Origin of the sequence: Arthrobacter sp. fls2-241-R2A-172, assembly GCF_030208885.1 — a bacterium.
GTDB lineage: Bacteria > Actinomycetota > Actinomycetes > Actinomycetales > Micrococcaceae > Arthrobacter.
Window position 1 is genome coordinate 172178 of record NZ_JARVTB010000002.1, and the last position, 20214, is coordinate 192391.

A 20214-nucleotide genomic window follows, 5' to 3' on the forward strand; every position below is an offset into this window, starting at 1 on the left:
TCACAGCAGTTCGGCGAGGGCGTCCCGGATGGCGGTCACTCCCAGCTCAACCTCGGCGTAGCTGGTGCTCAACGGCGAGAGGCCAATGCGCAGCCCGTGCGGCGGGCGGAAATCGGGAATGACCCCCTTTTCCCAGAGGGCGGCAGTGACATCAGCGAAGAGCGGGTGGTCCACGGTAATGTGCGAGCCACGCTCGGCAGGGTCCCGGGGACTCACGATTTCGGCGCCGAGAGGCACCAGGTGTTCCTCTGCCAAAGCGATCGCATACTCGGTGATCTTGATCGACTTCTCCCGGACGGCCTCCATGCCTACCGAAGCGATCAGTTCCACCATGTCCTTGAGGGGCTGCATGGCCAGCACCGGCGGTGTTCCCGTGATGAACCGCCGGATTCCCTGCGCAGGCTCGTAGGAATCCGTCATGCCGAAGGGGTTCGCGGCGCCCATCCATCCCCAAATGGGCTGCTGCAAACGGTCCTGCTGCGAGGCATTCACATAGGCAAAGGCCGGTGAGCCGGGTCCACCGTTGAGGTACTTGTACGTGCAGCCCACCGCGAGGTCGACTCCCCACGCGTCCAGTTCCAATGGCACGGAACCGACTGAGTGGCACAGGTCCCAGAGCATCAGCGCACCGGCCTCGTGGACCTTGGCGGTGATTCCCTTCGCGTCCGCAAGGAACCCCGAGCGATACGCCACATGGCTGAGGACCACGACGGCGGTCCGCTCGCCAAGCAGTCCGTCCAGGTCGTCCGCGCGGACACCACTGGCGGGGTTGGCAGCGATCCACTTGATGGTTGCGCCGCGTTCCTTGGCGATTCCCTCAATAATGAACCGGTCGGTGGGGAAGTTGTCGCGGTCAATGATGATCTCGTCGCGTCCGGGCTGGGAATCCACCGCGGCGCGGATCATCTTGTAAAGCATTACCGACGTAGAATCGCCAACTGTGGTCTGTCCCGGCGCCGCGCCAAGAGTCACTTCACCGATGCGGTCGCCAACGTTTGTGGGTTCGTCCATCCATTGTTCATCCCAGCCCCGGATGAGGCGGCTGCCCCAGGCGTCGTGGACGAAGGACGCCAGATGTGCGGCGGTGGCCTTCAGGGGGCGTCCTAGTGAGTTGCCGTCCAAATATGAGGTGAGCTGATCGGCGTCGGGCGCGTAAAAGGCTTCACCCTGGGCGGCGAGGGGATCGGCGGCATCCAGTTCGGCCGACGTTGGCCGGTGGGTTTGCTGTGCGGTGGTCATGGTTCCTCCTGTGGTGTAGGCGGGCAGTCTTGCTTAGTTGCCGATCTCGGTCCGGACGGCATAGAGCTCGGGGAAGAAGGTCAGGTCCAGGGCGCGCTTGAGGAAGTCCACTCCGGACGATCCGCCGGTTCCTACCTTGAACCCGATGGTGCGCTGGACGGTCCTGAGGTGCCGGAACCGCCATGCCTGGAAGTTGTCCTCGATGTCCACCAGGTCTTCGCACGCTTCGTAGAGTCCCCACTGTGTGTCATCGGACTCGTAGATCTTCTGGAAGATGGGAACGAGGTCTTGGCGGAAGGTCCAGGGTTCGCTGGTGTCCCGCTCCAGGATGTCGGCAGGAATGTCGTAGCCGGCACGGGAAAGGACGCCTAGGAACGCATCGTAGAGAGTTGGCTCCTCCAACAACCTGCCGAGCAGTGCGTGGGCCTCGGGCTCGCTTTCGAACACGCGCAGCATTCCCCGGTTCTTGTTTCCCAGCAGGAATTCGACGCCGCGGTATTGGAAGGACTGGAAACCCGAGGAACTCCCCAGGAAGCCGCGGAACTGGGAGTACTCGCGAGGCGTCAGGGTGCCCAGGACGGACCATTGTTCGGTCATGGTGCGCTGGATGGCTTTCACGCGGGCGATGCACTTGAGCGCTTTTCCCAGGTTGTCGGCGTCGAACAACCTCCGGGCTTCCAGGAGTTCGTGCAGGACAAGCTTGAGCCATAGCTCGCTGGTCTGGTGCTGGATGATGAACAGCAGTTCGTCATGATGTTCCGGCTCGCTGAGCGGGTGCTGGGAACTGAGCAATTGGTCAAGGTCCAGATATCCGCCGTAAGACATCGCATGGCGGAAATCGGTGCGGACACCTTCTTCGATGTGGCGGACACTCTGCGGGGAATGGGCGGGGGGCTTTTCCATGCCTTGAGAATATCACTTGCATGACGAACGTCAAGAGTTTGATTCTGCCCAACCCCCAACCGGCGATTGCGCCATCCCGTAGGCTGATGCTGAACCGTTGGGGAAGGGGGAGTGGACATGGAATCCACCCAAGGGCGGACAGCTCCGGTGTCGATCTACCTGGATGTCGACGGCGTGGTGAACCCCTTCAGTCCCGTAGGAACCACTGGCTGGGGTAACGAATGGACCTTCGCCGATGCGGGCATCCTCGAAGTTGCTTTCGCGCCGGAGGCCGTGGCCGAGCTTAATGACCTCTCCGGCCACCCGGCTGCCCGCTTCGTCTGGCTCACCACCTGGGAACGGTTGGCGCCTGAGTTCCTCTGCCCCGCCATTGGACTGAGGGGTGAGGACTGGCCGGTACTCTCCAGCCAGGGCTGGGACGAGGGCCCCGAATGGTGGAAGCTGGTGGCCCTCCAGAAGGATCTGGCGTCGGCCGGTAGTGATCGGATGATCTGGCTGGATGACCAACTCAGTGCCGAGCCCGAGGCACGTTCCTGGGCCGAGTACCAGCAGGACCGTGTGCTGTGCGTCTCCCCGGATCCACGGAAGGGGCTGACGCGTAAGGATTTGGCGGCCGTCCGGGCATATTTGGGTTGATGCCTGCCCCGGGTACGTTTGTCCGCTCAGGGCCCCGCCACGTAGGATTCTTAAGGTTTCAAGCCCGCCAGAATGAATCCCGCAAGTCGAGTCAGTTGAACAGATGCTGAACTATGCTGTGGATGGCAGGTACGGGGAAGTGGAACTGCTGAACGTCGACTCTGCAGATTGGGCAACAGGTGGATATCACCTTCATGGTCGCGCTGGTAATAGCGTTGGCCCTATTTTTTGACTTCACCAACGGGTTTCACGACACAGCCAATGCGATGGCTACACCCATCGCTACGGGGGCGATCAAGCCCAAAACGGCTGTTGCCCTGGCGGCTGTGCTCAACCTTGTGGGCGCGTTCCTCTCCACCGAAGTGGCCAAGACCATTTCCGGAGGCCTGATCCGGGAAGGTACGGACGGCATCCACATCACGCCGGATATTATCTTCGCGGGACTCATGGGCGCAGTTCTGTGGAACATGATCACCTGGCTCAAGGGTCTGCCTTCAAGTTCCTCGCACGCCCTTTTCGGCGGCCTGATCGGCGCTGCAGTGGTTGGCATTGGCTTCCACTCCATCAACTTTGAAACTGTCCTGCAGAAGGTCATCCTGCCCGCAGTCATCGCACCCCTGATCGCGGGGTTCGTGGCTTACATCTGTACCCGCCTGGCCTACGCGCTTACGTCGCGGCACGATCCCGAGACCGGCGACAAACTCACCCAGAAACGCGGTGGGTTCCGCACGGGCCAGATCTTCACGTCCAGCCTGGTGGCCCTCGCCCACGGTACGAACGACGCCCAAAAGACCATGGGTATCATCACCCTGGTCCTGATCGCTGGAGGCACCCAGTCCCCCGGCAGCGGCCCCCAATTCTGGGTCATCACCGCCTGCGCCCTGGCGATTGCGATCGGCACCTATGCCGGCGGCTGGCGCATCATCCGGACCATGGGCTCCGGTCTGACCGAGGTTAAGCCCGCGCAGGGATTCTCCGCTGAAACAAGCACGGCCTCGGCCATCCTCGCGTCATCGCACTTGGGCTTCGCGCTCTCCACCACGCAGGTTGCGTCGGGTTCGGTCATCGGTTCCGGCCTGGGCCGTAAAGGCACTTCGGTCCGATGGGGAACCGCAGGCAAGATTGCTTTAGGTTGGCTGTTCACCCTCCCGGCCTCGGCGATCGTCGGTGCCCTGACGGCGCTCCTGGTGGGCACCGGCGTCGTTGGCGTTGTCATCGCAGCAGTGGTTGGAACGTCCGCTGTGGTGTTCATGTTCGTGGTTTCACGTAGGTCCCATGTCGGCCACCATAACGCCGTGGAAGTCGACGAGGCCGGCCACGCAGTGCAGTTCAGGAAAAAGAAGAAAAACCGAAAGACCACCCCGAGCGGAGACGTGCAGCGATGAAATGGTTGGAATTGCTGCAGGTTGCAGGTGTCACCCTTGTGGCTGCCGTTACCTTGGTTGTCCTGTATTCACTGGGGGTACGCCTGACGGCCATCGCCGGTGACGCCCAGCAGAAGTCACCCGCATTGATCCGCTCGCTGGCTTACGTCTGCTTCGGCGTGTGCGGGGTAGCCGTCCTGTTCGGCATCTACCTGATCGTCCCCTACTTCGGTAAATAGCGGCCGCTCTGGCAGTCACACCCCATCGGGAGAATAATCAGCAGTGTAGTTGTGCACGTGACTGCGTGATCGTGATCCGGCAGATGTGGGGCTGTCATGAAATGCCAATCCCGGAACCAAATCATCGGGCTGGCCTTGGCGCCGATCCTGATGCTGGGACTCTCTGCCTGCCTTCCCCCATCCACGGAAGGACTCCGGCCTGACCAAGGCTCCAGCGCAGCCAGCCAGGACACCTCGCAGCAATCGCAGCAAATGCAGCCAACCATCGCCGCTCCAACTACCGCCCAGCCCCGCGAAGCTACCGATCCGGCAGTCTCGGGAGCGCCGGCCAGTTCCAGTGCGCCGGAACCGGCCGACGCGCCGGCCACCTCCGGCGGGCCGCAGGCGGACGCGCAAGTTGTGCAGTGGTTGCCTGCCGGACCCATTGGGCCCAACGACCCAGTGTCGGGACAGCGATATCTCCTGCTTCAACAATTCCAATGTGACGCCTTGGCCCAAAGCCTCGAAGGCGCTGAGGACGCTGCTGTGTGGCAGGCGGGAGCGGCTGTCTGCCGGGCTGTGCAAAGCGGAAGCCAGCAGGACTGGCAACGGGCATCCAAAGCCGTGGGCGCAACTCCGCAGATTCCACAAAGCAAGTGCCTGGAATTCAGGGTTGCGATTACCGCTGCATCATTGCTTGCCCAGCACCGTAGTAATCCGCAGGCGGCCTTCAACGTACAGCCCGGGCAAGGAGAGGCCTGCCCCAGGCAGCTGGTCGGGTTGACCGTGGTGGACGAGGAGCTCAACCCGCTTCCCGGCACAACCCGCGCAACGGGTCCCAGCACGGGCGGCACCATTGTCCGCCTGGACGGGTACTACGTGCATGTAAGCGAGGTCCTGTTCGACGGCGTACCTGCGGATGTCGACTTTGTTGGTGACCGGCACGACTATGGAACGGTCTACCTCCGGATGCCCCCGGCACAGGGTCGGGACTCGGTCAGGATCTCGATCACCGACACGATGGAGGTCGCAGGAACTGTCACGTTCTTCTACGAGGACTCCGGCCTGTCCACGGGTGCCCGAGGTCCGTCGCCGTCCCCCGGGACCATTCCCGCAACACAGCCGCCGGACGTCTCCATTACTCCCTCCACGTCGCCTGAACCGTCCACCACGGCCGCACCTTAGGGGCAGGTCCAGGTACTCACCTGTCCGTCCGCTGGCTAGTCTGGGGCCATGTCACTTTTCCAGTACTACGTAGCGGCAACCGTTGACGGCTTCATCGCCTCACCTGATGACGACCTGGCCTGGCTCCTGCAGTTCGACCAGGTGGACGGCGTGAACGAGAGCATCGGGTCCTTCATGGCGGGAGTGGGCTGTATCGCCATGGGCGGCGACACCTACCGATGGCTGATCGAGCACGAGCCGGACAACTGGCCGTATCCGGAAACGCCATGCTGGGTCTTCACCCACCAGGACTACGTTGCGCCGGCGGGATCGGATATTACCTTCGTCCGTGGTGACGTTCGCAGCTTCGCCCCTGACCTTCTCAAGGCCGCTGGCGATAGGAACGTCTGGTTGGTCGGTGGCGGAGATTTGGTGGCCCAATTTGCCGACGCGGGACTCCTCCACGAAATGATCGTCACCATCATTCCGGTGGTGCTGGGCGCCGGCAAGCGGCTCCTGCCGTTGAAAGGCCCGACGGCGCCCCTTGAGTTGGTCTCGTCCCGCATCCTTGGGGGCGCCGCTGCGGAACTGCATTACCGGATGCCGCAGTCCGTCACCACTGGCTAGTGCCGGTTGTCCCGGATCATGTTGGTGATCCGGGCCGTTGAGAGGCGGCGGCCCTTGTCGTCGGTGATGACGATCTCGTGTGTGGCAAGGGTTCCTCCCAGATGGATGGCCGTGCAGGTTCCCGTCACCAGGCCGGCAGCAACCGAGCGGTGATGGGTGGCGCCCACTTCGATGCCGACTGCATGCCTGCCCCTTCCGGCATGCAGTGATGCGGCGAAGGATCCCAGTGTCTCGGCGAGGACCACGTGGGCCCCGCCATGGAGGATCCCGGCCACCTGGGTATTGCCCTCAACGGGCATAGTCGCCACGATGCGTTCGGCTCCCATTTCGGTGAAACGGATGCCGAGTTTCACCACCAGGGCGCCAACTCCGTGGGCCGACAGCCAATCATGGAACTCTTCAGGCACACCTGCCTCATTCAGCTCGTCGACAAACGGGTTCGGCGTGAAATTGTCCTTCATGCCAACTAGGCTGGCACCTGTGAGTGAAACAACCAAACCGGACCAGGTTCCAACGGCCCAGGCTGCTGCCGTCGCTACAGCACCCGCACCTTCCGCCAACAGCACGGGGGAGGGCCGGCCAAGGTTGCTGGTCCTCGATGGCCACTCCATGGCGTTCAGGGCGTTCTATGCCCTTCCCGCCGAGAATTTCTCCACTGCACGGGGGCAATACACCAACGCAGTGCACGGCTTCACGTCCATGCTGATCAACCTGATCAAGGATCAGAAGCCCACCCACGTTGCCGTGGCTTTCGACGTTTCCGACGACACCACGTTCCGCAAGGCCGAGTACAGCGAATACAAGGGCGGACGCAACGCCACCCCCGCGGAGTTCGCGGGCCAGATCGGACTCATTGCCAAGGTCATGGAGGCATGGGGGATCCGGACCATTGCCATGCCCGGATATGAAGCGGACGATGTCCTGGCTACGCTGGCAGCACAGGGCGACGCGGCGGGCTTCGAGGTCCTCCTTGTCTCCGGTGACAGGGACGCCTTCCAGCTCATCAACGACAACGTTTTTGTGCTCTACCCGAAGCAGGGCGTCAGCAACATCCCCAAGATGGACGCTGCTGCCATCGAAGAGAAGTACTTCGTCAAACCGAGCCTTTACTCGGACCTCGCCGCGCTGGTCGGCGAATCGGCGGACAACCTCCCTGGTGTACCGGGCGTTGGCCCCAAGACCGCTGCCAAATGGATCAACCTTTACGGCGGCCTTGAAGGCATCCTGGAAAACCTCGATTCCATCGGCGGCAAGGTCGGCGGTGCCCTCAAGGAGAACCTGGAGAACGTCAAGCGCAACCGCAGGCTGAACCAACTGCTGTCCGATCTTGACCTGCCCCTCACACTGGCGGACCTGCACGAACCACGCCCTGACCGCCAAGCCATTGAGGAGCTCTTTGAAGAGCTCGAATTCAGGACACTCCGCACCCGGCTCTTCGACCTTTACGGCGACGACACGGCCGGTGCCGCACCGGACACCATCGACGCTCCGGAGTTTTCCAGGATCACGGACGCTGAGTCGCTGGAGGCGTTCTTCGGCGCAGGGGCCGGCATGCGCTCAGCCCTCGCGGTGCAATTGGTTCCCGGGCGCATCGGCGACGACGCGAGTGCCCTGGCAGTAGTCCGCAACAACGGTGCTGCGTACATTGAACTCGCGGACCTGGATGCCGCGGCAGAGTCCGTGCTGCTTCGCTGGCTTCGGGACCCCGAAGAAGCCAAAGTGCTGCACGAGTTCAAATCGGCGCTCAAGGCCTTGCACAACCGGGGCCTTGGACTTGAGGGCGTGGTGGATGACACCTCAATTTCCGGTTACCTGATCCAGCCCGACCGTCGCAGCTACGACCTCGCCGAGCTCGCCCAGGTGCACTTGAAAATTTCGCTCGCGGCGGCTGCAGCCCCCTCCGGCCAGCTGGAGCTGGACCTTTCCGGGGAAACCGACGAAGTTGCCGCAACAGCGCTCGTCCAGCATGCCGCCGTCGTGCACGCACTCAGCAAGCACTTCGAAACCGAACTTGCCGACATCAAGGCCGATGCCCTGCTGACGACGCTTGAACTTCCCGTCGCGCGCGTCCTGGCGCAGATGGAGCTGACGGGTATCTACGTCTCCACGGACCGAATGGATGAGCAACTTGCCGACCTCACCAAGGTGATCGGCAATGCCCAGGAACAGGCGTTCGCTGCGATCGGCCACGAGGTAAACCTCGGATCGCCGAAGCAGCTCCAGACCGTCCTCTTTGACGAACTTGGGCTCCCCAAGACCAAGAAGATCAAGTCCGGCTACACCACGGATGCTGCGTCTTTGAAGGGGCTGCTGGAGAAGACCGGACACGAGTTCCTGGTCCAGCTCATGGCGCACCGGGAGTCCTCCAAGCTGGCCCAGATGGTGGAGACCCTCAAGAAGTCCGTTGCCGACGATGGCCGCATCCACACCACGTATGCGCAGAACATCGCAGCAACCGGCCGTATCTCCTCCAACAACCCCAACCTGCAGAACATCCCCGTCCGCAGCGAGGAAGGACGGCGTGTTCGGGGCATCTTTGTCGTCAGCGAGGGCTACGAGTGCTTGCTGTCCGCGGACTACTCACAGATCGAGATGCGCATCATGGCGCATTTGTCCGGCGACGAAGCCTTGATCCAGGCTTACCGCGACGGCGAGGACCTGCACCGCTTCGTGGGCTCACGGATCTTCAACGTTGAGCCGGCTGAGGTCACCAGTGCCATGCGCTCCAAGGTCAAGGCGATGTCGTACGGCCTGGCGTATGGCCTGACGTCCTTTGGCCTTTCAAAGCAGTTGGAGATCTCCGTCGATGAGGCGCGCACCCTTATGAAGGATTACTTCGACCGTTTCGGTGGAGTTCGCGACTACCTGCGCGGCGTCGTGGACCAGGCCCGCACGGATGGCTACACGGCCACCATCGAAGGCCGCCGGCGCTACCTGCCGGACCTGACCAGCACCAACCGGCAGGCCCGCGAGGCAGCAGAACGCATCGCATTGAACTCACCCATCCAGGGCTCGGCGGCGGACCTTATCAAGCGCGCCATGTTGGGCGTTTCCGCGGAGCTGGCCACCCAGGGCCTGAAATCCCGCCTGCTGCTGCAGGTCCACGACGAACTGGTTCTCGAGGTGGCACCAGGGGAGCGCGAGGCAGTGGAGAAACTGGTCATCGAACAGATGGGCTCGGCAGCTGACCTTTCAGTCCCGCTGGATGTGCAGATCGGCGTGGGTTCAAGCTGGTACGAGGCCGGACACTAACCCGGGCAGGCATTCAATGGATCGCCGGAGGGCGCGCCGCCGAGATGGTGGCGCGCCCTCCGGCGTCTGGTTAGGCTCGGGAGCGTGGCTGATCCCAATGAACCAAACCTTGAAAAATACTCCGCCCGGCGATTTCCTGCCGTAGGAAACCCGGAAGATGCCGATTACGGCCGATGCGCCACGTGGGTGCAGGCAGTCTCACATGGCTTCCACCAGCAACGGCGCGATGACGAATTCCTGGCCAAGACGCTCGCTGCTTACGAGACTGACCAGCGACAGCTGACCGGCGTTTACGTCAACGGCACCGTGCCGGACCATTCCTTGGGTGCCGACGTGCCCGTGGCGACATACGCCACGATGCGCAAGTCCCTGAACATCGGCTTCGGACGCCACCTCGAAACCAATTTGGTTACGTCAGTGACGGTCCGTGGCACCCACCGCAGGAACGGAATCCTTCGCGGAATGATCACGGCCGACCTGGAGTCTGCCAAGGACGATGGCTTGGCCATGGCTGCCCTCACGGCGTCCGAAGGCTCCATTTATGGCCGCTTTGGCTTCGGGGTGGCTACGTTCGAACGGAGCATCAAAGTTGACACCGGGCCACGCTTCCGCCTGATGGGCGAGTCGGAGGGCACCGTCGAGGTCGCCGATCCTGCGGTGCTCCTGGACGTGGCGCCGAAGGTATTTGAGCGCGTCCACCGGCTATCGCCGGGTTCCGTGGACCGGCAGGAGTATTACCGGCTGATCGCGTCCGGCTCCATTGGCCCCGACGGCAAGCCCGACACCAGCGTTCGCTGCGCCCTGCACTATGATCTTTCCGGAGCGTTGGACGGCTACGTCTCTTACCGCTTCAAAGGGTGGGAGCACAAGCCGTACACCATGGAAATCGTTGACCTGGTGGCGGCGACCAACGCCGGGTATCTTGATCTCTGGCGCTTCTTGGGCAGCATCGACCTCATTGACGAGATCACATGGGCCGAGGCTCCCGTGGATGACCCCCTGGCATGGGCCCTTGAAGATCCGAGGTGCATCGATGCTTCGGAAATCCGCGACATGCTGTGGCTCCGGATCCTGGATACTCCGGCAGCCCTGCAGGCCCGCCACTACGCGTCAGCAGGGACGCTGGTCATGGAAGTAGCAGATCCGTTGGGAATGGCGGATGGTGCCTGGGTCGTGGAGTCCGACGGCGGCAGCACCGCCGTCGTGCGGGACGCTGCGGGGGAGACGCCCGACCTCAGGCTGGAAGTGGCGGACCTCGCGTCGATCTATTTGGGCGCCGTGTCACCGGTGACGTTGGCCGCCGCGGGACGCATCAAGGAGAAGCGTCCAGGCGCTGCGCTCCAAGCCCAGCAGCTCTTCGCAGTTGAGCGGTCCGCACACTGCATGACCCACTTCTAAGCCTTAGCCCGAACCAAACATCATCAGATAGCCACAACAAGACGGGGACATCCATGGGGGATTCCACGCGGCGGCCGTTGGTCCGCCGTCGATCAGTGTTGCTCGGAATAGCGGGCTTCGCGTCAGCGGCCCTGGCAGCATGCTCGGAGACAGCAAACGCTTCCGGCACGGATGCCGACGCAACGGGAGAGGCGACGCTTCCGGCGTCAGGCCCGGCAACAGGCCCCGCTACTCCGCCGCCGTCCATCGCTGCAAGGTCCCGTGAGCAGGCCGCTGCTGCCCTGGCCCCGGCGGTGCCGGACAAGCAGCAGATCCTGGCGGAGTTCGCCGAACGCCGCCCCAAGGAATGGGGCCTCCACGTGACCGGGGTGGTGAACAACTCGCAGTCCCGGCAAGTAGCCCTCACCTTTGATGCTTGCGGCGGACCGGGAGGGGCAGCATGCGACCAGAAGCTGCTGGAAACGCTGCGCCGGCTCAACATCCCCGCCACCCTCTTCTTGAACAGCCGCTGGATCCGTGCCAACCAGGGGCTGTCTGCGGAGCTGGCCGCCGACCCGCTGTTCGAGCTGGCCAACCACGGAACTGCGCACCTTCCCTTGTCCGTGAATGGTAAGTCGGCATACGGAATCGCCGGAACCGCTACCGCTTCGGCGGCTTACGACGAGCTCATGGGCAACCAGGAAGTGGTGCACGAACTGACCGGGACAAGGCCACGCTTCTTCCGCCCAGGGACTGCCTACTACGACGACGTGGCTGCTGCCATGACGCACCGGGTGGGCCTGGTGCCCGTCAACTTCTCCGTAAACGGCGACGGCGGAGCCACCTATCCGGCGGCAACCGTCGCCGCCGAGGTGGGTCGGGTAGCCGCCGGTGACATCGTCATTTCACACTTCAACCGGCCGGCCGGGGGCACGGCGGAAGGCTATGCGCTTGTCCTACCGAGGCTGCTGGACCGGGGCATCGGGTTCGGGCGGCTCAGCGACGTGCTCACCCCGTAGGACTCCTTTTGACCCTGCTTTGCCAATGCGACTAGAATAAACGGGCGTGTACTACGTGCATGCATCCATTTTGTATTAATCCACAAATCAGGATGACCCGGTAATTTGCCGTGTTCTGCCGTCCGGACCCGGGCGGCAGCGGTTCGCCTGACCGACTAACTATCCACAACGGAGCCCCTACTACATGACCATCACCTCCACCGAGAAGCCCGGTACCCCCGTAGTCGCCATTAACGACATCGGTACCGCTGAGGACTTCCTCGCAGCTGTCGACGCCACCATCAAGTACTTCAACGACGGTGACCTCGTCGAAGGTACCGTCGTCAAGGTCGACCGCGACGAAGTTCTGCTCGACATCGGTTACAAGACCGAAGGTGTCATCCCTTCCCGCGAGCTGTCCATCAAGCACGATGTTGATCCCGGCGACGTTGTCGCTGTTGGCGATCAGGTCGAAGCTTTGGTCCTCACCAAGGAAGACAAAGAAGGCCGTCTGATCCTCTCCAAGAAGCGTGCTCAGTACGAGCGTGCCTGGGGCGACATCGAGAAGGTCAAGGAAGAAGACGGTGTCGTTACCGGTACCGTCATCGAGGTTGTCAAGGGTGGCCTCATCCTGGACATCGGCCTGCGCGGCTTCCTGCCCGCATCCCTCGTCGAAATGCGTCGTGTCCGCGACCTGGCTCCGTACATCGGTCAGCAGATCGAAGCCAAGATCATCGAACTGGACAAGAACCGCAACAACGTTGTCCTCTCCCGCCGTGCATGGCTCGAGCAGACCCAGTCCGAGGTTCGCTCCACGTTCCTCAACAAGCTGGAAAAGGGCCAGGTTCGTCCCGGCGTTGTTTCCTCCATCGTCAACTTCGGTGCATTCGTGGACCTTGGCGGCGTAGACGGCCTCGTTCACGTTTCCGAGCTGTCCTGGAAGCACATCGACCACCCGTCCGAGGTTGTCGAGGTTGGCCAGGAAGTCACCGTCGAGGTCCTCGAAGTGGATCTGGACCGCGAGCGTGTCTCCCTGTCGCTCAAGGCTACGCAGGAAGATCCGTGGCAGACCTTCGCCCGCACCCACGCCCTCGGCCAGGTTGTTCCGGGTAAGGTCACCAAGCTGGTTCCGTTCGGTGCGTTCGTTCGCGTCGAAGACGGCATCGAAGGCCTCGTGCACATCTCCGAACTGGCTGTCCGCCACGTGGAGCTGGCCGAGCAGGTTGTCTCCGTTGGCGACGAACTGTTCGTCAAGGTCATCGACATCGACCTCGAGCGTCGCCGCATCTCCCTCTCCCTCAAGCAGGCCAACGAGGGTGTGGACGCTGACAGCACCGAGTTCGATCCCGCTCTGTACGGCATGGCCGCTGAGTACGACGAAGAGGGCAACTACAAGTACCCCGAGGGCTTCGACCCCGAGTCGAACGAATGGCTCGAAGGCTACGAGAACCAGCGTGCAGCCTGGGAGCAGCAGTACGCTGACGCCCAGACCCGCTGGGAAGCCCACAAGAAGCAGGTTGCCCAGCACGCTGCCGACGACGCTGCAGCTGCAACGTCCGGCGAGAGCGACTCCGGCACCACCAGCTACTCCTCGGAGCCGGCTGCTGCTGAGTCCAACGCCGGCACCCTGGCGTCCGACGAAGCACTCGCCGCTCTGCGCGAGAAGCTCACCGGCAACTAATTCCGCCTCCCTCACGGGATGTGCTGAATAGCCAAAAAGGACCCCTGCCTCCGGGCAGGGGTCCTTTTGCGTTCGTCGGATCGGGGCGGGAGCGGGTTTATCACAGGGGCATGTCGATCCATTCAGTTCCTTCGGGCCGCAACTCGACGGACCCTGCCGTCAGGGACGCCAACCTGCCCTGGGCCTTGGCTATCTCTGCGGGGTTGTCCGCGAGGGCCAGCCGGAGGATGGTGTGCCTGGCCTCGTAACCGGTTTCGGCCATGACGTACCCGGCGCCCCGGAGTTCATTTTCGAGGCGACCCGCTTCTGCGTGCGGGACTTCCACTGCACAGAGCCGCAACCGTCGGCGGTTCACCAGGGGAGCGGACTCCAAGGCTGACGAGACGGACTCCGAATAGGCACGCACCAGCCCTCCCGCACCCAGCAGGATCCCACCGAAATAGCGCACGACGACGACACTTACGTCGCTCAGGTCGGTCACCTGCGGTGCTGTTTCGCGTTTGATGAGGGCTTCGAGCATGGGAATGCCGGCCGTTCCCGAGGGCTCACCATCATCACTGGAACGTTGGACCATGCGGTCCGGCCCGATGACGAACGCAGAGCAATGGTGGCGGGCGTCATGGAATTCCCGCCGTAAGTCCGACACGAGCGAACGGGCGGTCTCCTCGTCAGGCGAACGACGCAGCACGGTAATGAACCGGGATCGGCGGATTTCCAGTTCGTGGCGGACATCAGGTCCCGCGGCCAGCGTTGTGTAGGTTGTTGCGCGGCTGTCGTCCTCAATTTCCACCGCTTCAGTCTAGTGTTGAGTGGTGTTGAAGATTGGGCTGACGGGCGGCATCGCCTCAGGAAAATCACTGGTCGCGTCACGGCTGCAGGAACTGGGCGCTGTCCTCGTCGACGCTGACGCGCTTGCACGGCAGGTGGTGGAACCCGGCACTCCCGGCCTGGAGCGTGTGGTGGAGGCGTTCGGTCAGGGCATCCTCGACCAGGACGGCAGGCTGGACCGGCCCCAGCTGGGCTCCATCGTGTTTCGCAACGCCGGGCAGCGGGAAGTGCTCAACGGCATCATCCACCCGCTGGTCCGTGAAGCCGCCGCGGCGGTCGTAGCAGCTGCCGGCGCCGATGACATCGTAGTGCAGGACATTCCGCTGTTGGTTGAGACAGGGCAGGGCAGTAACTTCCACCTGGTGCTGGTGGTGGATGCGCCGGACGACGTGCGCCTGCAACGAATGGTGGAGTTTCGCGGCATGTCACCGGAGGATGCCCGCTCACGTATCGCTGCCCAGGCGACGCGCGAAACCCGCAATGCCGCCGCAGACGCAGTGCTGGCCAACGTAGGCACGCGGGAGGAACTGCTGGCCCGCGTCGACGTCCTCTGGGAGCAACGCCTGGTGCCGTTCGTGGAGAACCTGCGGCAAGGCAAACGCGCTCCAAGGCGGGGTGCGGCCGTCATGGTCCCCGCCGACCCCACGTGGAGCCTGCAGGCCGGGCGGCTCGCGGCCCGCATCGCTGCATCCGCACCGGGGGAGATCCTTGCCGTTGACCATATAGGCTCGACGTCCGTGCCCGGTTTGGCCGCCAAGGACGTTATCGATCTCCAGGTCACGGTAGCTGATCCGGGGACGGCGGACCGGATAGCGCCGCTGCTGGCCGCTGCCGGCTATCCCGCTGTCCCAGGCATCACCCATGACACGCCAAAACCCTCCCTTCCGGATGCCCGGCAGTGGGAAAAGAGGTTCCATGCCAACGCGGACCCGGGCCGGCCGGTGAACCTGCACGTTCGGGCGGCAGGGTCAGCCGGGTGGCGCTATGCCCTGCAGTTCCGCGACTGGCTGCGGGCCGAACCCTCTGCTGCGCGTCTCTACGAAGAGCACAAGCGGGAGCTCGTGGCCCACCACTCCGAAGACCTGGACACCGCTGCCTACGCGAACGCCAAGGAACCGTGGTTCGCCGCTGTGGCGTGGCCGCTCATGGATGAGTGGGCTGCCCGCACAGGCTGGCTGCCGCCGTCGTATTCGTCTTCCGCTGATGGCAAACGCGGACAGTAGCTGTCCTCGGACGGGGGTAGATTTGATTCATGAGCCTTGCCCAGGAAATCAACCGTGTCGTCGCACCGTTCGAAGTGATCAGCGAGTTCAAACCCGCCGGTGACCAGCCGACCGCCATTGCTGAGCTGACAGAACGCATCAACAACGGCGAAAAAGACGTCGTCCTCCTCGGCGCCACAGGTACAGGCAAAAGCGCAACGACGGCGTGGCTCATCGAGCAGGTCCAGCGACCCACACTGGTGATGGTCCAGAACAAAACCCTCGCTGCGCAGTTGGCCAATGAATTCCGCGAATTGCTGCCCAACAACGCGGTGGAGTACTTCGTCTCCTACTACGACTACTACCAGCCGGAAGCATATGTAGCGCAGACGGACACCTTCATCGAGAAGGACTCCTCCATTAACGAGGAAGTCGAGAGGCTGCGCCACTCCGCCACCAACGCGCTGCTCACCCGCCGCGACGTCATCGTGGTGGCAACGGTGTCCTGCATCTACGGCCTGGGCACGCCGGAAGAATACATTGCCGGAATGGTCACCCTCCGCAAGGGAGCGGAGATGAACCGGGACCACCTGCTGCGCAGGTTCGTTTCCATGCAGTACACCCGCAACGACATGGACTTCCACCGGGGAACGTTCCGGGTCCGCGGCGACACCGTGGAGATCATCCCGATGTATGAAGAACTGGCCATCAGGATCGAATTCTTTGGCGATGAAATCGAGAATATCCAGACCCTGCATCCGCTGACCGGAGAAGTCCTCCGGGAGGAAGAAGAAATGTACGTGTTCCCGGCCTCCCACTATGTGGCCGGACCGGAACGGATGGCACGTGCCATCAAGCGGATTGAGGACGAACTTGCCGACCGCTTGAAAGTGCTCGAGGGGCAGAACAAGCTGGTGGAAGCACAACGGCTTCGGATGCGCACCACGTACGACCTTGAGATGATGCAGCAGATGGGCTTCTGCAACGGCATCGAGAACTATTCGGTACACATTGACGGCCGCGCCCCCGGGACGGCACCCCACTGCCTGCTGGATTACTTCCCCGACGACTTCCTCCTGGTCGTCGACGAGTCGCACGTCACCATTCCCCAGATCGGTGCCATGTACGAGGGCGACATGTCCCGCAAGCGAAACCTGGTGGACTTCGGGTTCCGGCTGCCCTCCGCCATGGACAACAGGCCCCTGAAATGGGATGAGTTCCTGGAACGGATCGGCCAGACCGTCTACCTCTCCGCCACCCCTGGCAAATATGAGCTGGGCAAGGCCGATGGCTATGTCCAGCAGATCATTCGTCCCACGGGCCTCATCGATCCCGAGGTCGTGGTCAAGCCCACCAAGGGCCAGATTGACGACCTTTTGGGGGAGATCAGGACACGGACCGAAAAGAACGAACGCGTCCTTGTCACCACCCTGACAAAGAGGATGGCGGAAGACCTCACCGACTACCTGGTGGGCCACGGCGTCAAAGTGGAATACCTCCACTCCGACGTCGACACCCTGCGGCGCGTCGAGTTGCTCCGCGAGCTCCGCATGGGCGTCTTCGATGTCCTGGTGGGCATCAACCTGCTCCGTGAAGGCCTCGACCTGCCCGAAGTCTCCCTCGTCAGCATCCTTGACGCGGACAAGGAAGGCTTCCTGCGTTCCTCGACGTCCCTGATCCAGACCATCGGCCGTGCTGCACGCAACGTTTCGGGCCAGGTGCACATGTACGCCGACAAGATCACGGACTCCATGGCCCACGCCATTGAGGAGACCAACCGTCGCCGTGCCATCCAGGTCCAGTACAACACCGACCATGGCATCGACCCCCAGCCGCTGCGCAAGAAGATCGCCGATATCACCGATCAGCTGGCCAAGGAGGACGCCGACACCCAGGAGCTGCTGAACAACAACCGACTGGCCAAAGGTGCCAAGCGGGGTAAGTCAGCCGCGAAGGGTGCCGCGACGGTCCGGCAGGACGGGCTCGCTGCAGCTCCCGCTGAGGACCTTGTGGGACTCATTGAGCAACTCACGGAACAGATGCACGGGGCGGCGGCCGAGTTGCAGTTCGAAGTGGCTGCCCGGATCCGTGATGAGGTCAAGGAGTTGAAGCGCGAACTAAGGCAGATGCAGACCGCGGGCCACGCCTAAGGTAAGGTTGGAAGCACGTAGGGGAGTATCCCAAGCGCTAAGTCCGTCAGCACGCAAGGCATGGTTGCCTCGCCGGGCCTAGCGGGTCGCCATGTCAGAGCACTAAGTCTCCAGGGCGGCCGGAGAGACTTACACCGCTTTCACGTACCCTGCGAAAGGCCCCTAAATGGAGCTCCCTGTCTGGTTCGAGGTCGGCTCGTTCGTCGTCCTTGGAATTATTCTGCTGATTGACCTCTTGCTGGTCGTCAAACGCCCCCACGAACCCTCAATGAAGGAAGCCGGCCTGTGGGTCGCCTTCTATGTGGCCTTGGCCATGGTCTTCGCCGGAGCAATGTTCTATTTCACCGGTCCGGAGTACGGCAGCCAATTCATCGCGGGCTGGGTTACCGAGTACAGCCTGAGCATCGACAACCTGTTCGTCTTCATCATCATCATGGCCCGGTTCGCGGTGCCCCGTAAGTACCAACAGGAAGTGCTGATGGTGGGAATCATCATCGCCTTGGTCCTTCGGGGAATCTTCATTGCACTCGGCGCTGTAGTCATCGAGCAGTTCAGCTGGGTGTTCTACATCTTTGGCGCGTTCCTGCTGTGGACTGCCTGGAAGCAGGCCAAGGACTCCGGTGAAGATGAGGAAGAAGGCGCCGAGAACCCGCTTATTGCGCGCCTCCGCAAGGTCCTGCCCATGTCGGAGAAGTTCGACGGCGGCAAGTTGCGGACCACCGTAAACGGCAAGAAGGTCTTCACCCCCATGCTGATCGTCTTCGTGACCATCGGCCTGACAGACCTCCTGTTTGCTGTCGACTCCATCCCGGCGATCTTCGGGCTGACCCAGAGCGCGTTCATCGTCTTCACCGCGAACATCTTCGCGCTGATGGGCCTGCGCCAGTTGTACTTCCTGCTCGGTGGCCTGATGACACGCCTGGTTTACCTGAAGCACGCACTGTCCGTGATCCTGGCGTTCATTGGCGTCAAGCTGGTCCTCCACGCCATGCACGTCAACGAACTGCCCTTCATCAACGGTGGCCACCACATCGAGTGGGCTCCGGAGATCCCCACGTACGTCTCGCTCGCGGTCATCGTCGGAACCATCATTGTGGCAGTCGTGGCCAGCCTCCTGAGCCCGGCAGCCCGCAAAGCCAAGATGGATGCCAGGCTGGAAGAGGACGCACGAAAGAGCCTGAGCGAAGCCGAATAACAGGCTTGGATCGTTGTAGTCTCATGAAGTGAACACCACTTCGACGACGGCGCTGGACCCTCAACGGGTCCAGCGCCGTTCCGTCTTCCTGCTCAGCTCAGCCCAGCTCCTTAGCGGAGTCGGCAACGGAGCCACGTTGTCTATCGGGTCACTCCTGGCCGTGGACCTGACCGGTTCTGAGGCCTGGGCGGGTTCCATTACAACGGTCCTGACCCTGGCCGCAGCGATCGCGGCCCTACCGTTGGCACGGTTGGCGGAGTCGCGGGGGCGCCGTGTCGGTCTTGTGACCGGTTTAGTGGCAGCCATGGCGGGGGCGCTTCTCATCATCGTTTCCGTGATGAGTCAACTCTTCGTCGTCCTGCTGTTGGGTGCGGCGTTCCTGGGGCTTGGTACCGCGGCGAACCTCCAGGCGAGGTTTGCCGCCGTCGACCTTGCCCAACCCGAGCACCGTGGCCGGTCGCTCTCGACGGTGGTCTGGGCGATCACCATCGGCGCGGTCGCAGGGCCGAACCTGATCCAGCCCGGCGCTGTCGTCGGAGCCGCTTTGGGCCTGCCTCCGATCGTTGGACCGTTCGTGTTTTCCGCGGCTGGGCTGCTGCTGGCAGCCGTTCTGCTTTTCGTCGGCCTACGGCCGGATCCCTTGCTGCTGGCCCGTCGTCTGGCCGCCGCCGATGGGCCTGCCGAGGCGGGGGAAAAACCCATCAGGGGCACTGTCGGGTCCGGACTGCGGGCTGTCCGCTCGTCGCCGCAGGCGATGCTGGCCCTCACGGCGGTGGTGGGCGCCCACGGCGTGATGGTGGCTGTCATGTCCATGACGCCATTGCATTTGCAGCAGCTGCTGGGTGGATCGCATCAGGGGCACCACGGAGGCACCACCGAGAGCACGGACGCCTTGGTGATCATAGGCGTGACCATTTCGCTGCACATTGCGGGAATGTACGCCTTGTCGCCCTTGTGGGGCTGGTTGACGGACAGGGCCGGGCGGCTGCAGACCATCGCTCTGGGGCACGGCCTCTTGCTGCTGGCCGTGTTCATCGCCGGCGTCGGCCAGCACGAACCCATCCTGGTCACCAGCGGACTGATCCTGCTCGGACTGGGCTGGTCCGCAGCCACGATTGCCGGCTCAACCCTGCTGGCAGAGAGCGTCGCACCAGGCCAACGCGTCACTGTGCAGGGTGTATCGGACACGCTGATGGGCGCAGCCGGAGCGGTAGGCGGTGCCACCTCGGGGTTGCTCCTGGCCTGGATCGGCTACCAAGGCCTCAACATCGCTTCGAGCATGGTGGCGGCGGCAGTGCTGGCACTCGCCGGCGTTGCGGCCTTTCGGGGACCCGTCCGCCACGCAGGGCAGCCCCGCCAGCAGACACCGCAGTGACCCCG

General features: G+C 62.9%; 17 protein-coding genes. 13 read left to right on the forward strand and 4 right to left on the reverse strand.

Annotated features, from left to right (window positions below; all coding sequences use genetic code 11):
• Together QRM57_RS03670 and kynA are read right to left on the reverse strand one after the other, a co-directional pair.
• Positions 1-1239 carry a kynureninase gene (locus QRM57_RS03670; RefSeq protein ID WP_284985641.1) on the reverse strand — a complete coding sequence of 413 codons (1239 nt, stop codon included), beginning with the start codon at positions 1237-1239 and terminating at the stop codon, positions 1-3.
• A gap of 33 nt (positions 1240-1272) precedes the next feature.
• Positions 1273-2142 (reverse strand): tryptophan 2,3-dioxygenase, encoded by an 870-nt coding sequence (kynA, locus tag QRM57_RS03675; protein WP_257368166.1) that lies wholly within the window; start codon positions 2140-2142, stop codon positions 1273-1275.
• Between the two features lie 117 nt (positions 2143-2259).
• On the opposite strand from kynA, the gene QRM57_RS03680 reads away from it, so the two are divergent.
• The 5 genes from QRM57_RS03680 (at position 2260) to QRM57_RS03700 (ending at position 6151) form a co-directional block, all read left to right on the forward strand.
• On the forward strand, positions 2260-2778 hold the full coding sequence (locus QRM57_RS03680; protein ID WP_284985642.1) for an HAD domain-containing protein: 519 nt from the start codon (positions 2260-2262) through the stop codon (positions 2776-2778).
• A gap of 179 nt (positions 2779-2957) precedes the next feature.
• Entirely contained in the window at positions 2958-4163 is a 1206-nt protein-coding gene (locus tag QRM57_RS03685; RefSeq protein WP_284985643.1) for an inorganic phosphate transporter, read from the forward strand.
• A complete protein-coding gene (locus QRM57_RS03690; RefSeq protein ID WP_257368164.1) occupies positions 4160-4381 on the forward strand; it encodes a hypothetical protein in 222 nt (73 codons plus the stop codon). Before QRM57_RS03685 ends, QRM57_RS03690 begins: the two co-directional genes overlap by 4 nt.
• 96 nt (positions 4382-4477) lie before the next feature.
• Complete coding sequence (locus QRM57_RS03695; protein WP_257368163.1) at positions 4478-5545, forward strand: hypothetical protein; 1068 nt, start codon at positions 4478-4480, stop codon at positions 5543-5545.
• 48 nt (positions 5546-5593) lie between these two features.
• Positions 5594-6151: a dihydrofolate reductase family protein gene (locus tag QRM57_RS03700; protein ID WP_257368162.1), complete on the forward strand. Its 558-nt coding sequence runs from the start codon at positions 5594-5596 to the stop codon at positions 6149-6151.
• Here the strand turns inward: QRM57_RS03700 and QRM57_RS03705 are convergent.
• On the reverse strand, positions 6148-6612 hold the full coding sequence (locus tag QRM57_RS03705; protein WP_211712601.1) for a hotdog fold thioesterase: 465 nt from the start codon (positions 6610-6612) through the stop codon (positions 6148-6150). The genes QRM57_RS03700 and QRM57_RS03705 overlap by 4 nt on opposite strands.
• Here QRM57_RS03705 and polA point away from each other — a divergent pair.
• The 4 genes from polA to rpsA all read left to right on the forward strand — a co-directional run bounded on the left by polA (position 6611) and on the right by rpsA (position 13459).
• Entirely contained in the window at positions 6611-9403 is a 2793-nt protein-coding gene (polA, locus tag QRM57_RS03710) for a DNA polymerase I (protein ID WP_416403040.1), read from the forward strand. The two genes, QRM57_RS03705 and polA, sit on opposite strands and share 2 nt — an antisense overlap.
• Positions 9404-9487: 84 nt before the next feature.
• The gene (locus tag QRM57_RS03715) at positions 9488-10801 is read left to right on the forward strand and encodes a GNAT family N-acetyltransferase (RefSeq protein ID WP_284985644.1); all 1314 of its coding nucleotides are present in this window, start codon (positions 9488-9490) and stop codon (positions 10799-10801) included.
• A gap of 53 nt (positions 10802-10854) precedes the next feature.
• Entirely contained in the window at positions 10855-11799 is a 945-nt protein-coding gene (locus QRM57_RS03720; protein ID WP_257368160.1) for a polysaccharide deacetylase family protein, read from the forward strand.
• Between the two features lie 184 nt (positions 11800-11983).
• Complete coding sequence (gene rpsA / locus QRM57_RS03725; protein ID WP_090821282.1) at positions 11984-13459, forward strand: 30S ribosomal protein S1; 1476 nt, start codon at positions 11984-11986, stop codon at positions 13457-13459.
• A 100-nt stretch (positions 13460-13559) separates the two neighbouring features.
• Here the strand turns inward: rpsA and QRM57_RS03730 are convergent, their stop codons facing one another.
• The gene (locus QRM57_RS03730; RefSeq protein ID WP_284985645.1) at positions 13560-14249 is read right to left on the reverse strand and encodes an IMPACT family protein; all 690 of its coding nucleotides are present in this window, start codon (positions 14247-14249) and stop codon (positions 13560-13562) included.
• 22 nt (positions 14250-14271) lie between these two features.
• On the opposite strand from QRM57_RS03730, the gene coaE reads away from it, so the two are divergent.
• The 4 genes from coaE to QRM57_RS03750 all read left to right on the forward strand — a co-directional run bounded on the left by coaE (position 14272) and on the right by QRM57_RS03750 (position 20209).
• Complete coding sequence (gene coaE / locus QRM57_RS03735) at positions 14272-15510, forward strand: dephospho-CoA kinase (RefSeq protein ID WP_284985646.1); 1239 nt, start codon at positions 14272-14274, stop codon at positions 15508-15510.
• 29 nt (positions 15511-15539) lie between these two features.
• Positions 15540-17639: an excinuclease ABC subunit UvrB gene (uvrB, locus tag QRM57_RS03740; protein WP_257368157.1), complete on the forward strand. Its 2100-nt coding sequence runs from the start codon at positions 15540-15542 to the stop codon at positions 17637-17639.
• A 166-nt stretch (positions 17640-17805) separates the two neighbouring features.
• Complete coding sequence (locus QRM57_RS03745) at positions 17806-18834, forward strand: TerC family protein (protein ID WP_257368156.1); 1029 nt, start codon at positions 17806-17808, stop codon at positions 18832-18834.
• Positions 18835-18862: 28 nt separating this feature from the next.
• The gene (locus QRM57_RS03750) at positions 18863-20209 is read left to right on the forward strand and encodes an MFS transporter (protein WP_284985647.1); all 1347 of its coding nucleotides are present in this window, start codon (positions 18863-18865) and stop codon (positions 20207-20209) included.
• Positions 20210-20214 lie beyond the last annotated feature (5 nt).